This is a genomic window from Acinetobacter sp. 1566109 (genome assembly GCF_000582255.1).
Lineage (GTDB): Bacteria > Pseudomonadota > Gammaproteobacteria > Pseudomonadales > Moraxellaceae > Acinetobacter > Acinetobacter nosocomialis.
In genome coordinates, this window is the sequence record NZ_JEYB01000018.1 from 37,215 (window position 1) to 51,810 (window position 14,596).

General features: G+C 40.8%; 12 protein-coding genes and 4 tRNA genes. 2 read left to right on the forward strand and 14 right to left on the reverse strand.

What is annotated here, in order from left to right; all coding sequences use genetic code 11:
* Positions 1 to 26: 26 nt before the first annotated feature.
* Both J582_RS13840 and J582_RS13845 read right to left on the reverse strand, forming a co-directional pair.
* On the reverse strand, positions 27 to 1,349 hold the full coding sequence (locus J582_RS13840; protein WP_032048090.1) for an MFS transporter: 1,323 nt from the start codon (positions 1,347 to 1,349) through the stop codon (positions 27 to 29).
* Positions 1,350 to 1,574: 225 nt separating this feature from the next.
* Positions 1,575 to 2,795 carry an acyl-CoA dehydrogenase gene (locus J582_RS13845; protein ID WP_032048091.1) on the reverse strand — a complete coding sequence of 407 codons (1,221 nt, stop codon included), beginning with the start codon at positions 2,793 to 2,795 and terminating at the stop codon, positions 1,575 to 1,577.
* Between the two features lie 245 nt (positions 2,796 to 3,040).
* On the opposite strand from J582_RS13845, the gene J582_RS13850 reads away from it, so the two are divergent.
* The gene (locus J582_RS13850) at positions 3,041 to 3,988 is read left to right on the forward strand and encodes a LysR substrate-binding domain-containing protein (protein ID WP_032048092.1); all 948 of its coding nucleotides are present in this window, start codon (positions 3,041 to 3,043) and stop codon (positions 3,986 to 3,988) included.
* Positions 3,989 to 4,091: 103 nt separating this feature from the next.
* On the opposite strand, the gene J582_RS13855 is transcribed toward J582_RS13850, so the two are convergent.
* Positions 4,092 to 5,267, reverse strand: coding sequence for a zinc-binding dehydrogenase (locus tag J582_RS13855; RefSeq protein ID WP_032048093.1), 1,176 nt, complete (start codon positions 5,265 to 5,267; stop codon positions 4,092 to 4,094).
* Positions 5,268 to 5,669: 402 nt separating this feature from the next.
* Between J582_RS13855 and add the strand changes: the two genes are divergently transcribed.
* The gene (gene add, locus J582_RS13860) at positions 5,670 to 6,665 is read left to right on the forward strand and encodes an adenosine deaminase (protein ID WP_032048094.1); all 996 of its coding nucleotides are present in this window, start codon (positions 5,670 to 5,672) and stop codon (positions 6,663 to 6,665) included.
* Positions 6,666 to 6,820: 155 nt separating this feature from the next.
* Here add and J582_RS13865 read toward each other — a convergent pair.
* The 11 genes from J582_RS13865 to J582_RS13915 all read right to left on the reverse strand — a co-directional run bounded on the left by J582_RS13865 (position 6,821) and on the right by J582_RS13915 (position 14,591).
* A tRNA-Pro gene (locus J582_RS13865) sits at positions 6,821 to 6,897 on the reverse strand.
* Positions 6,898 to 6,901: 4 nt separating this feature from the next.
* Positions 6,902 to 6,977: transfer RNA gene (locus J582_RS13870), tRNA-His, on the reverse strand.
* 33 nt (positions 6,978 to 7,010) lie between these two features.
* Positions 7,011 to 7,087 (reverse strand) — tRNA-Arg (locus J582_RS13875).
* 56 nt (positions 7,088 to 7,143) lie between these two features.
* Positions 7,144 to 7,220, reverse strand: a tRNA-Pro gene (locus J582_RS13880).
* 142 nt (positions 7,221 to 7,362) lie between these two features.
* Positions 7,363 to 8,427 carry a quinolinate synthase NadA gene (gene nadA, locus J582_RS13885; RefSeq protein ID WP_032048095.1) on the reverse strand — a complete coding sequence of 355 codons (1,065 nt, stop codon included), beginning with the start codon at positions 8,425 to 8,427 and terminating at the stop codon, positions 7,363 to 7,365.
* A gap of 146 nt (positions 8,428 to 8,573) precedes the next feature.
* Positions 8,574 to 9,794 carry a bifunctional glutamate N-acetyltransferase/amino-acid acetyltransferase ArgJ gene (argJ, locus tag J582_RS13890; RefSeq protein WP_032048096.1) on the reverse strand — a complete coding sequence of 407 codons (1,221 nt, stop codon included), beginning with the start codon at positions 9,792 to 9,794 and terminating at the stop codon, positions 8,574 to 8,576.
* 136 nt (positions 9,795 to 9,930) lie between these two features.
* Entirely contained in the window at positions 9,931 to 10,410 is a 480-nt protein-coding gene (locus J582_RS13895) for a methylated-DNA--[protein]-cysteine S-methyltransferase (protein ID WP_022575930.1), read from the reverse strand.
* Positions 10,411 to 10,421: 11 nt separating this feature from the next.
* A complete protein-coding gene (locus tag J582_RS13900; RefSeq protein ID WP_002050323.1) occupies positions 10,422 to 10,742 on the reverse strand; it encodes a DMT family transporter in 321 nt (106 codons plus the stop codon).
* A 148-nt stretch (positions 10,743 to 10,890) separates the two neighbouring features.
* Positions 10,891 to 11,886 (reverse strand): cation transporter, encoded by a 996-nt coding sequence (locus J582_RS13905; RefSeq protein WP_032048097.1) that lies wholly within the window; start codon positions 11,884 to 11,886, stop codon positions 10,891 to 10,893.
* A gap of 28 nt (positions 11,887 to 11,914) precedes the next feature.
* Positions 11,915 to 12,670: a copper resistance protein B gene (locus tag J582_RS13910; protein ID WP_022575932.1), complete on the reverse strand. Its 756-nt coding sequence runs from the start codon at positions 12,668 to 12,670 to the stop codon at positions 11,915 to 11,917.
* Positions 12,657 to 14,591 (reverse strand): copper resistance system multicopper oxidase, encoded by a 1,935-nt coding sequence (locus J582_RS13915; RefSeq protein WP_032048098.1) that lies wholly within the window; start codon positions 14,589 to 14,591, stop codon positions 12,657 to 12,659. Before J582_RS13915 ends, J582_RS13910 begins: the two co-directional genes overlap by 14 nt.
* Positions 14,592 to 14,596 lie beyond the last annotated feature (5 nt).

Below are 14,596 nucleotides of genomic sequence, written 5' to 3' on the forward strand. Positions count from 1 at the left end.
TACTCAACGCACCTCCCTGTCATTGTTTATGATTGTTTTTGCGGATCGTACTGACGATCTTTAATAAATAATCCCGGCAATACACCCGCAACAAAATACGCAGCGCCCATCACAATAAAGGCCATAGTAAACGTACCGCCCGATGCCAAGAATCCAATGGTGGCTGGTGCAATCGCAGCCCCGACACGACCAATGTTATAAGCACCGCCAATGGCTGTTCCGCGCACATCGGTTGAAAAACTTTCAGCCATATAGGTCGCGTTTACACCATATGGAATGCCATATAAGAAGCCAAAAGTGATCAATAAATACAAAATGTTGTCAGGGGTATTGAAGAAAATAATGATTGGCAAGAACACGGCACTGGCAATTGTTCCAAACACAAAAACAGCACGGCGGTTAAATTTGTCAGCAAGATACCCTGCTAAAATTTTGCCTAGAATCATTGCGGTATATGAACCCACCATATAACTGGTTAAGTTTTTAAAGTTCATATGCACTTCTGTTTCTAAATAACTTGGCATCCAGTTGTTAATGCCGTAATAACCAAACTGTAAGAAGAATGCTGTGGTCATCCACAACAAAAACATCTTGCGGTGCTTAAAGTTATGAAAGATTTGCTTATAGATACTGCCACTTTTCGGCTTTTCAGCCACGACCATTTCTTTAGGTTGTCTGTTGCCTTGCAAGCTTTCAATTTTGGTGAGCTGCCAAGATTTTGGCTCTGGTACAAATCGTTGCAGGAAAATATTAATAAACGCAGGTACTACGGTCAGGAAGAATAAAACGCGCCAGCCATGATCTGGAATAATCGCACCAGCTAAGAGTGTCGCAGCAATATAACCTACCGTCTGCCCCGTCTGTAATGTGCCCAAGACTGTTGTACGGTAAGTAGTGGGTACATATTCAGCCATTAAGGTATTACAGGCCATATAGAGTGCTCCGATTCCTAAAGCCCCAATAAAGCGTAAAGCCATAAATTGCTCGAAGCTTTGCATAAAGCCTAATAAACAGGTCGCTACAGAAAAGAAAGTCACCGAGTTGGCAATGGTTCTTACACGACCAAACTTATCACATGCCCAACCACCCAAAATACCGCCAATACCCATACCAGCCAAAGAAGCACTGCCTAATGCCCCCGCTTGAAAGGTACTTAAACCAAACTCTGCCTTTAAACTGGTCAAGCTATAAGACAGCAGCATAATATCAACGCCATCGACCACCATCGCAAAATAGGCAAATAACAACGCCCATTTCCATGTATGAGGGCCAATCTTTTCATATGTTCCAAGGTTACTTGGAAATGTAGTTCTTAATTCTTTCGATATTACTTGAACGTCATTGTTCATCTTTAGTTCCTCATTTTCCCAAATGAGTCATCGATAGCTTACTTATGTTTTCTGTATGACTTAATCTTCTATATTTTCATCATCTTATATTTAGTTTTAAGTACACAGAGGCACATCTTCACATGAGTATCCTTACGATGAATCTTGTCATTATCCATAAATTTTTGCGTAAAAAATCCCTAAAGGTGCTCTCGAAAGAACACCTCTATCTTTTAAATGAATGAGTTAGTTACTAAATGCTGCGATGCCTGTTTGTGCACGACCTAAAATCAAGGCATGAACGTCATGTGTACCTTCATAGGTATTTACGACTTCAAGATTGACCAAATGGCGCGCTACACCAAACTCATCACTAATACCGTTTCCACCCATCATGTCACGTGCCATACGAGCAATATCAAGCGCTTTCCCACAGTTATTGCGCTTGATTAGAGATGTGCCTTCAACTGAAGCAATGCCTTCATCTTTCATACGACCAAAACGTAAAGCCACTTGCAAACCCAATGCAATTTCAGTTTGCATATCTGCCAGTTTCTTTTGAATCAACTGATTTGCAGCCAACGGACGACCAAATTGTTTACGGTCCATAGTGTATTGATGTGCAGTATGCCAGCAGAACTCAGCAGCACCCATTGCGCCCCATGCAATGCCATAGCGGGCGCTATTTAGACAGGTAAATGGGCCTTTTAAGCCTCGAATTTCAGGGAATGCATTTTCTTCAGGTACAAATACGTTATCCATTACAATTTCACCCGTAATCGAGGCACGTAAACCAACCTTGCCATGAATTGCTGGTGCAGATAGACCTTCCCAACCCTTTTCTAAAATGAAACCGCGAATATCACCAACATTGCCTTCAGCAGAAACTTCTTTTGCCCAAACCACAAATACATCGGCAATTGGACTGTTGGTAATCCACATTTTTGCGCCACTTAAACGGTAACCACCGTCAACTTTTTTAGCACGAGTAATCATGCTGCCTGGGTCTGAGCCATGGTCAGGTTCAGTCAAACCAAAACAGCCAATGTATTCACCCGTAGCTAGTTTAGGTAAGTACTTCTGCTTTTGCTCTTCGGTACCAAATTCATGAATCGGAACCATCACTAATGAACTTTGCACACTCGCCATAGAGCGGTAACCCGAGTCAACATATTCAATTTCACGCGCAACCAAACCATAACTCACATAGTTCAAACCCGCACCGCCATATTGCTCAGGAATAGTTGGCCCCAGTAAGCCGAGCTCTCCCATTTCACGGAAAATAGATGGATCTGTTGTTTCATGACGAAATTGTTCAAGTACACGTGGTTGCAAACGTTCTTGACAATAGGCATGAGCCGCATCACGAATCATGCGCTCATCTGGGCTAAGCTGTTGCTCAATTAAAAATGGGTCTTGCCAGTTAAATTGAACTTTTGCTTTTTTTGTTGTCACCATGTGATTCATCGCATCCTCTGCTTGATTTGATCTTCTTTATTTAACTCGATGTTATGCGTGAAAAATTCAGTAATCAAACGATAAATGTTCATGCAGATATGCGACTTACGCATATTTAAAATAAGAGGCATTAAATTTAGATATTTAATTCGTTATATTTCATTAAAAATGGCTTATTTTTATACTAAACTCGGATATTTGCATGTAGGTCATATGCTGTTTTGAAATATGATGACAAATAAAAGGATTTATTTATGCGAAGAAGCATCCCGTCCATTCAGGGCCTGATTTGCTTTGAAAGTGCAGCAAAACATCTAAGTTATACCTATGCTGCGCAAGAGCTATGCATTACTCAAAGTGCAGTTTCGCGCCAAATTCAGCAGTTAGAAGACTTCTTGGGTGTTGAACTCTTTATACGTACTCGGCATGGTGTTGAACTCACCATTGCTGGTCAACAGTATTTTAAAAGTATTAAGCCCTATTTATTAGGTTTAGAGAAATGTACAGCCGATGTGATTTCTCATAAAGGTTTAGGTGGAACATTAAAGTTAGGTGTGGTTCCTACCTTTGCAACGCGATGGTTATTACCCAAGCTCCATCTTTTAAATCAAAAACACCCTGAAATTACGGTTCATTTAGAAACCAGTACGAAACCTTTTTTATTTAACGACAATATTTTTGATGCTGCTATTTTTGCAGGTACGCAGCAGCAAATTGATCATTGGCCCGGCATACAAGCGCATTATTTAATGGATGAAGAAATTGTACCTGTGTGCTCGCCAAGACTCATCGAAAAGTATTTTCCAGATGCAGTGATGATTAATGAAAATACCTATGATCTAAGTTGCGAGGATTTACTAAAAATTCCCCTACTACAACAAACCACCCGGCCTAGCATTTGGCAAGAATGGTTTCTGACTCATCACATGCAGCACCCTAAGCCTTTTGATGGACAGCGCCATGAGTTATTTTCAATGCTTGCGGTTGCCGCCAGTCATGACATGGGAATGGCTCTAATTCCACAAATGTTGATTGAATCTGAACTACAAAAAAAAGAATTGGTGATTGTTTCCAATAAGAAACTAAAAGGCAGCCGAAAGTACTATCTCATTCACTCAAGCCAAGACATTTCACCGACTATTCAAAAATTTGTTGAGTGGATTTACCAAGAGTTAGAGCAACTAAAAAGTAGTACCAATTAGCTGAGCAGCTCTGATTTATGCTCAATATTGCGATCTATAAACATAAAAAAAGATTGTGATTGATGAGATCACAACCTTTTAGTTATGCATAAATGACTTTGAATTAATGATTCATCAATTGAATGTCTGTACCACTACGTTTCGGATCAATCAAGATTTTGGCATGCTGTTCAGGATCACGTAATGCTTCAAATGCGCTCGTAACACCCTCTAAACCGACAACACCGGTAATGAGCGGTGAACAATTCACTTTACCTTCTGCAATCATATGTAGCGCATCTCGAAACTCAAGCGGTGTATAACCTAACACGAACTGAATTTCTAACTCTTTATTAATCGCAAGTGCGGGTTCTATTTTGTCACTTTGCATGCACACCCCAACCCCAACAATTCGGGAAAACAAAGGTGCACCTTCAATAATCTGCTGTAAAACCCCCGGTACGCCCACGCACTCAAAAATAACAGGACGTTTTGGCAAAGCACCTAACTTATCAATCATGCGCCATCCATGCCACCAAGGTAAGCGTGTCGCTTGCAACTTATCAAATAGTCCCATGCCCATGTTAATGGCATCAGAAACATTGCCAAGTAAACCAAACTCTTTCCAGTTGGCAAATGGCGAGGACTCTTTAGGGTCAACTACAATATCTGCACCACATTGCTCGGCAAGCTTACGGCGGTTTGGTGAAAAGTCACTGGCAACCACAGTTTTAACACCAGCGGCTTTAAGCATTAAAATGACACCCAACCCGACAGGACCACAACCAATCACAATAGCTGGTTCACTAGTTTTAACTCGGCTACGGCGTACGGCATGCAATGCAACCGCCATAGGTTCAGTCATTGCAGCACTATCCGCATCTAGGCCATTCGGTACTTCAAACATCAAGCTTGATTGAGCCAGTACCTGCTCGGCATAACCCCCCGAAGCATTTGGAGAAAGTCCTGTAGACAAGTAACCATGCTGATCTATATTTAAAAGCGGCATTGCACAAACAAGTGTATCTGCTTTAAATTTATGACGTGTTTTTGGACCATAATCCAAAACCTTGCCACAGAACTCATGTCCTAGTACAAACGGATCTGTAGACTTCGCTAAACCATTAAACCCTACACGTGCAGCCAAATCATGCATGTGGTCGCAGTGGTGCTGCATATGTAAATCTGAACCGCAGATCCCGCATCGCACCACTTCTAACAAAACCTGCCCTTTTGCAGGTGTTAATTTCGGCTGATCTACCACTTGTAATTTTGCTTGATGACAAAGTACCGACTTCATTTGAGTGCTTCCTATTTCTTCTTTTTCATTTACTTGCCAGAAATAGATTTCTACAGATAAATTAATCGCTTTATCGGTTTGGTCTTTAGCAAGCCTTTATTCATCTTTACAAGTAAAAAGCAAAATACCAATGACCATTCTTCAGCCATTCCACTCTTGAAGAGTCAACAAAAAACAGGCTCAGCGAAATTAAAAACAATAAAAATCTTGGTGCTTGTATCTTACACAGACTGCGTTGTCTTCTTAGGCCAGAACAATGTCATCAAAATTAAAACTTATACAAATATAGTAAGTTCAAAAAACTCAACTCAACGCTTTTCACAAAAACATAGCAAATCCAAACTTTTATCAGCGCAACTAAACAGGCATGATGAATTAATAGCAACAGATAAGAAGAAATTTATGATTACTAAAACGCTTCCACTTACAGATATACACCGCCACCTTGATGGCAACATCCGCATTCAAACTATTTTAGAATTAGGCCAACAATACAATTTAGACTTGCCTGCTTACGACATTGAATCTTTACGACCACACGTACAAGTGATGGATAACCAACCCGACTTATTAAGTTTTTTATCTAAGCTCGATTGGGGAGTAAAAGTATTAGCGAGCCTAGATGCCTGCAAGCGTATTGCTTTTGAAAACATGCAAGATGCAGCGCAACAAGGCCTAGACTATGTAGAATTACGTTTTTCACCGGGTTATATGGGAATGACACATCAACTTCCACTTGAAGGTGTTGTAGAAGCTGTGATTGCGGGCGTAAAAGAAGGCAGTCAAGCTTACGGCGTAAAAGCGAATTTAATTGGCATTATGAGCCGTACTTTTGGCCAAGAAGCCTGTGAAAAAGAATTAAATGCCCTGCTTGCCCATAAAAATGATATTAAAGCGTTGGATCTTGCTGGAGATGAGCTTGGTTTTCCGGGTAATTTATTTATTGAACACTTTAAAAAAGCACGTGATGCAGGTTGGCACATTACAGTACATGCAGGCGAAGCTGCCGGCCCAGAAAGTATTTGGCAAGCGATTGAAGAATTAGGCGCTGAACGAATTGGACATGGTGTTAAAGCAGTTCAGGATTTAAAACTTTTAGATTATTTAGCGAAACATAAGATTGGTATTGAGTCTTGTCTCACCTCAAACATTCAAACCAACACAGTACCGTCTTTAGCAGAGCACCCATTAAAGACTTTTTTAGAACATGGTGTACTTGCCACCATTAATACAGATGACCCAGCGGTAGAAGGCATTGAGATACAACATGAATATTTATCTGCTGCCCCATTAGCAGGATTAACGCCTGAACAAATTTATACAGCTCAAGAAAATGGACTTAAAATTGCATTTTTATCAGAACAAGAAAAAGATGAGTTAAGGCAGAAATATCAATAACAGAGAACAGAACTTATTTAAACAAGTTCAGATATTGGAGCAATTTGGAATTAAAATTTTATTATAGAAAACAAAAAAATTTCTTCTATCCATAAGATAAGAAGAAATGATTTTAATATATGGGATATTTTAGAAAGCTTAAACGCTTTTAAATATGGTCGGAGCAGTAGGATTCGAACCTACGACCCCCTGGTCCCAAACCAGGTGCACTACCAGGCTGTGCTATGCTCCGAAATTGGGGTGAATGACGGGATTCGAACCCGCGACAACTGGAATCACAATCCAGGGCTCTACCAACTGAGCTACATCCACCATCAAATAAGTTCTATGTACCAAGCTACCAAATGGCGCGCCTGACAGGATTCGAACCTGTGACCATCCGCTTAGAAGGCGGATGCTCTATCCAACTGAGCTACAGGCGCTTAACCGATGATGCTTATCATGCGATACTTCGCCGATCTTAAAATATTCTTTTAAGTGGTCGGAGCAGTAGGATTCGAACCTACGACCCCCTGGTCCCAAACCAGGTGCACTACCAGGCTGTGCTATGCTCCGATCTATCTCAGCTTTTGCTGTATCGCACATCGTGCGGTACGGTGTGCATTCTAGGCGCGACGCCCTCAGACGTCAACACCTATTCTCAAAAAAAGTTAAAAATCCTTATCAAATGTATATTTAACAAGCATTTTGAGGCTTTTTAACGTTTTAACGATGCACTAAAGGCTAACATTCGATCTAAAGGCATTTTGGCACGTTCAGCAAGCGCTGGATCAACGTGTATTTCTTGATCGCCTTTTTGTAAAACTTCTAAAATTCCATCAAGTTCATTCATTGCCATCCACGGACAATGCGCACATGAACGACAAGTTGCTCCCTCACCCGCCGTTGGAGCTTCAACTAAAATCTTATCTGGTACTGCTTGCTGCATTTTGTAGAAAATACCACGGTCAGTTGCCACAATGAGTCTTTCATTTGGCAAAGTCTGTGCAGCTTTAATGAGTTGAGAAGTACTACCTACCGCATCGGCAATTTCTACTACCGACTCTGGCGACTCTGGATGTACCAATACAGCAGCGTCTGGATACAGTGCTTTCATGTTGGCAATGCCACGTGCACGGAATTCTTCATGCACAATACATGCACCATCCCAAAGCAACATATCTGCACCAGTTTTCTTTTGAATATAGCGACCTAAGTGCTGATCTGGTGCCCAAATAATTTTTTCGCCCAAACTGTCTAGATGCTCAACAATTTCAACTGCACAGCTGGAAGTCACTACCCAATCCGCACGTGCTTTAACAGCAGCCGATGTATTGGCATAAACCACTACGGTGTAGTCAGGGTGTTGATCACAAAATGCTGTGAACTCATCGACTGGACAACCTAAGTCAAGTGAACAGGTTGCTTCAAGTGTCGGCATCAGGATTGTTTTTTCAGGAGACAGAATTTTAGCTGTTTCCCCCATAAACTTAACACCAGCCACAACCAGTGTAGAGGCTGCATGATCTCGTCCAAAACGGGCCATTTCTAAAGAGTCAGAAACGCATCCACCTGTTTTTTCAGCAAGTTCTTGTACATCGGGATCGCAATAGTAGTGAGCAACAAGGACAGCATCACGTTTTTTGAGCTCTGCTTCGATCTGTGCAAACTTTTGTTGTTTTGCTTCTTCACTTAGGCGGTTGTCTTTTGGTTCACCTAAACGGTCTAAATGCGCTTGTACAATGTTTTTTGCATCGTTGGCAATTAAAGTCGCATCACTCATAAAACGTCTTCTCTATCCTTCATGCTGGCATACCTGCTCGCATATAACGTTACTGCTTAAATGATTTACTAAATTGAATCATTTAATATCAAAAGATGGGGCTAATAAAAAAGCCTCTTTGTCGAGGCTTGATTATAACTGAATATTTACGAACGGTAATCTGCATTAATCTTGACGTAGTCGTAAGATAAATCGCATGTGTAGACCGTGTCTTTGGCTTGACCGCGACCTAAATCAACGCGAATGGTAATTTCGGTTTGTGCCATAACACGAGCACCTGCTTCCTCGGTATAGTCCTCGGCTGCGCCACCATCTTTACAGATTTGAACGTCATCTAACCACACCTGAATTTTAGACACGTCTAAGTCTTTAACTCCTGCATAGCCAATTGCCGCTAAAATACGTCCCCAGTTCGGGTCAGATGCAAACAGTGCAGTTTTAACGAGTGGAGAATGTGCAATGCTATACGCAATGTCACAACACTCTTGAGTGTTACCACCACCCTCTACCGCAACAGTAATGAACTTGGTCGCACCTTCGCCATCACGTATAATTAACTGTGCTAAGCGGTTCATGACACGAGCAAGCACTTCTAATACTTTTGCGTAGCGCGCATCGCTATCTGATGTAATTTCAGTGCCACCAGCCTGACCAGTCGCCACAAAAATACAAGAGTCATTTGTTGAAGTATCGCCATCAATGGTAATACGGTTAAATGAATGCTCAACCGTTGTCTTTAATAGCTTTTGGACTAAATCACGGCTAATAGGCGCATCTGTTGCCACAAAGCTCAACATGGTTGCCATGTTTGGACGGATCATGCCTGCACCTTTACTAATACCGGTCATGGTATAAGTAATGCCATCAAGTTCAAATTGTTCAGATGCACCTTTAGGAACTGTATCTGTCGTCATAATGCCAGTTGCTGCATCATTCCAAGCAGCATCTTGTACGCTATTTAATGCAGGTTGAAGACCAGCAAGTAAACGTTCCATTGGAAGCTGCTCACCAATCACCCCTGTAGAAAACGGAAGTACTTCAAAACTGTTCACACCAGCAAGCTCAGCTAACTTCGCGCAAGTAGCTTGAGCATTTTTTAAGCCTGTAGGTCCAGTACCCGCATTGGCATTACCTGTATTAATTACTAAATAACGAGGATTGCCTTGGGCAAGATGCGCTTTAGAGACATGAACAGGTGCTGCACAGAAGGCGTTTTGAGTAAATACACCCGCAACATTTGAACCTTCTGCAAACTCAAAAATGACTAAATCTCGTCGGTTTTGGTAACGTACATATGCTTCTGTTGAGCCAATTTTTACACCTTTTACCACATGCATTTGTGGCATTGTTACGTCGCCGACAGCCATTTTTAGAACATCCAGAGTTTGTTATGAAAAGATCAATATTTCAGAAAATAGCGAGGTCATAAAACCCGCTTTATATGAAATATCAGTATTGACAGCTTATTAGAAAAGCCTGAAAAAATCGAGCGCTAAAAATAGCTTATTTTTGCTCTAATTTTAATAAAATATCTTTCTTATCAAGACCACCAGCAAACCCTACTAAAGCGCCACCCGCGCCAATGACTCGGTGACAAGGTGCAATAATCGAAATTGGGTTTTTACCATTGGCAGCCCCTACTGCTCGCATTGCTTTTTCATTTCCAATTTGAACAGCAATTTCTTTATAACTTCTTGTTTCGCCATAAGGAATGCTGAGTAATGCGGTCCACACCTGTTTTTGGAATGCTGTACCTTCAAAATCTAATGGCAATGTAAATTCACGGCGTTTGCCTTCAAAGTATTCTTTTAACTGTTGCTCAGTTTTTAATAAAACCGGATGCTCAGCTTGTTCGACCAGCTCTGCCAGTCGAACACGTTTTGGATTTTCATTGTCCCAAAGTACTGCCACCAAAGCATTTTCATTCGCAACTAGTTTTAATTGCCCAACAGGCGAATTGATATACTTATAAGACAGCAACATACTTTATCCTTTTAAGATGGAGACGAAATTTTCATTAGAACCAGTCCCGATACAATCAGTACAGCGGCAATCATTCTCATTGCACCAATAGGTTCATTGAGAAAAAATATACCCACTAAAAATGATCCAATTGCACCTATGCCTGTCCAAACCGTATAAGCAGTACCAAGGGGTAAAGTTTTCATTGATATTGAAAGCAGAACCACACTCAAAATCATAAAAACTACGGTAATAACACTAGGGGTTAAACGTGTAAAACCTTCAGACATTTTCATAGAATATGCCCAAATGATTTCAAATACACCTGCTAAAATTAAAATAGCCCAAGCCATAACATTCACTAATTTTTATAGTGTCAGGTCGTCCTGACATGATTACCCATTATGGGGGAGGTCGTTCCTCCTTATGTAAAGACTCAGTTTACTTTATAATAAAAAATGAAGGCAAACCCGAACTCAAGCTTGCCTTTATCAGAAAATATTATTCATTTTTGAGTTGTAGAATTTTCCGAGCACCATTTAAAACAAACAAAACAATAATCAATCCAATAATTAAATCAGGATAACGAGAGCCAGTGATTGCAACTAATATTCCCGCAATAATGACACCTAAGTTTACGATGACATCATTGGCAGAGAATATATAACTCGCCTTCATATGTGCCCCACTCTCCTTATGATCTCTCATTAAATAAAGACAACTAACATTGGCTGCAAGCGCTAAACTACCAATTAAAATCATGAGAATTGAAACAGGTTCACTGCCGTATATAAAACGACGTAATACATCAACTAACACAATCATGGCTAAGCCAAACTGAAACCATCCGGAAATATGTGCAGCCTTTAATTGAGCATTGAGGTTTTTACCTACCACAAATAAAGCAATTCCATAAATTGCCGCATCGGCAAACATATCGAGTGAGTCAGCAATTAATCCTGTTGATGACGCAATGATGCCTGCCATAAATTCGATAAAAAACATCACTGCATTAATAAGTAACAACCATTGTAAAACCTGTTTTTGTGCTGCATTAGCTGAAGAGCTCACACGTACTTTTTTAGGCTTTTCAACGGGTTCATAGTGAGGTTGAGTTTGCTGTAACTCTGCCCCTAAACCTAGGCGTTGCAGGGTTTGGGTAATTTTTTCAGCTTCTGTACTGTGATACACCGCTAAATGCCGAGCAGGCAAATCAAAATCAAGTTCTTGAATATGTCCAGCATAAGGTGCTAACGCCATTCGCACCATCTGCTCTTCTGCTGCACAATCCATGTGAGGAATATGGTAATAACTCACCCATTGGATTTTATTTGCCATAGGTTCACTCGGCATAGAATATTCCTGAGTTGCTACGCTTGAACACCCACAGCTTGAGCAGCTTTTATTTACATTTATTTGATTCTCTTGTTTTTCTAAAGCCATCTTTGCACCATAACTGACACAAAAAACAATGCCATCAGTATAAACTAATGGCATGTCATTAAGCTTACTTTTTGTTCAGCAATTAAAATTTTAGTGTTAATCCTGCACCATAATACCAACCATTTTCAGAGTCGGTTCCAGTTTGCCAAGCAGTTTGTTTTAAACCTTTTTCATAACCATAACCGACATCAACAAATGGCATGACCTTTTTATTGATTTCATAACGGGTTTGAAAACCTGCCTGTAAACTCGATAATCCCGTTTTACTGGCATAGAGAGATTCATCTTGCAAAACAACGTTTGCTTTTAAATAGGGCTTACCAATCAACTTTTGGGTAAAGAGTAAGTCCCTTTCAGTCTCTAGGCTCAACTTCCATAACTGATCTTCACCTGCATAAAGATAAGCATCGGTTTCAAAAAAGTAAGGCGCCATGCCATGTAAACCCACTACACCAGCCCAACGTTCTTGCTTTTCGTCTTCCCGTTGTAAACGTTCATAGTTTACCCCAACCTGTACATCCCAATAGTTGGCTACATTGCGGCTATAAAGTACTGAACCGCCATAATTGGCATCTTCCGACTCGGCCTTTTCAACATGGGCTTTAATGAACAATTTATTTTCATCCGTTCCCACCCAGCTTTCCAATTCAGAAGAAAAACTGCCTTCACCCTCTTCATTTTGAGTCCAGCCAGTATCAATCTTAGTTGCTTGATAAACCTGTCCACCATGTTCGCGTAAATGATCGTGTGTTAAAGGTTCTTGAGCAAAAGCAAATAAAGATATACCCGAGAAAGCACCGCAACATATCATTTGAGAAAATAACTTAGTGATGCGCATGACTAGCTCCTTTCTCATTTTCAGATTGAACAGGTGGCTGTGATTGAGCTGGTTGTTGGCTGTCATTTACTTGAGCAACAATCAACTTATTCATCATCCCCGCACTCATGTGATAGAGCAAATGACAATGAATCGCCCATTCTCCCAAAGCATCGGCTGTCAATAACGCAGTAACGGTTTTTCCGGGTGGAACAATAACGGTATGTTTATTTGGTAAGTTTTCAGCTTGTTGACCATTTTCCAATTGCATAAACATGCCATGTAAATGCATTGGATGAGCCATCATGCTGTCATTTACAAACTTCAAGCGAATACGTTCGCCATATTTAACTTGTAATGGTTCAGCTTCGTTAAATTTCTTACCATTAATAGTCCAGATATAACGTTCCATGTTGCCCCCTAAACGAATGACTAATTCACGCTCGGGCGCACGAGTATCTGGCTGCGGTGTTAAAGACTGCAAATCACTATATTGCAGTGCTTTCATACCTGCTGGTGTTGAAGCATTTGCCCAGCCATAAACGGGTTCATCATTTTTAGGCTTATTCTCAGATTGAGATGGCATCTCATGATTCATATTCATCATAGCGTGATCATGTTCGCTAGATGACATAGTCTGCATATCATGATTCATTTCAGACATGGCCGACATGTCATGCTTCATGTGCATCATGGAATGATCATGCCCGTCAGATGACATATCTTTCATGTCATGGTCCATTTTCATCATTGTGTGATCATGATTAGCCTGACTCATCTCTTTTTTCATCTCAGGCATAGCCGACATGTCATGTTGCATAGTCATTTGATGGCCAGCATGTTGATCGCTTTTACCCCCATGACTCATGCCCATATCGTCCATGGTTAATAAAGCACGTGGGCGTGATGCTGGAATTTGAACCAGTCCTACAGCTTGGGTATTTTCATCATGCAGAGTACCGATGGCAAAACCACTGCGGTCAATAGACTCAGCTTCAATCTGATAATTTGCTTGTTTAGGTTCTACAATGACATCGTAGGTTTCGGCTGTACCAATACGAAACTCATCAATTGCAACAGGTTTAACTGGCTGTCCATCTGCACTCACGACAGTCATTTTTAAATTTGGAATTCTGACATCAAAAAAAGACATAGCTGATGCATTAATAAATCGCAATCGAACCTTATCGCCCGCTTTAAAATTACCTGTCCAGTTTTGCTCTGGTGTCTTGCCGTTAACTAAGAAAGTATAACCCGTCACATCAGACATATCGGTTTTTAACATCCGCATCTGATTCCACATCGAACGATCTTGCCAAGTTGCTTTTAAGCCTTGTGCTTTAACTTGCTTCCAAACATCAGATACGGTTTCACGGCGGTTTTGATAATACTCAGCAGATTTCTTTAAATTCTTTAAAATACTATCGCTAGAAGACTGATGAAAATCTGAAAGCATCACCACATAATCACGATCAGTTTTTTCATGCGCCGCAACGGGTATTTTTCCTTTTGGATAAATCACGAGTGGTCCATATAGACCATCTTGTTCTTGGCCTTTACTGTGGGCGTGATACCAATATGTGCCATTTTGTTTCACCTTAAAACGGTAAACAAAATCTCCGTTTGGCGCGATTCCTTTAAAACCATTGAAACCGGGTACACCATCCATTAACCCGGGTAGTAATAAGCCATGCCAATGTAAAGAGGTATCTTGATTCTTTAATTGGTTATGAACATGAATAACAGCCTCATCCCCTTCCTCAAACTCAAGAAGTGGGGCTGTAAACTTGCCATTTACGGTAATTCGTTTAAGGGGTTTGCCCGTAACATTGACCTGTTGTTCATTAATATTAAGGTGATACTCCTTAATTGCCGCGAGGGTCCATGGTGAAACCAATAGACCAAATACAGCGACGAGGCTGCTAATTGTTTTATGAGACATTGCTG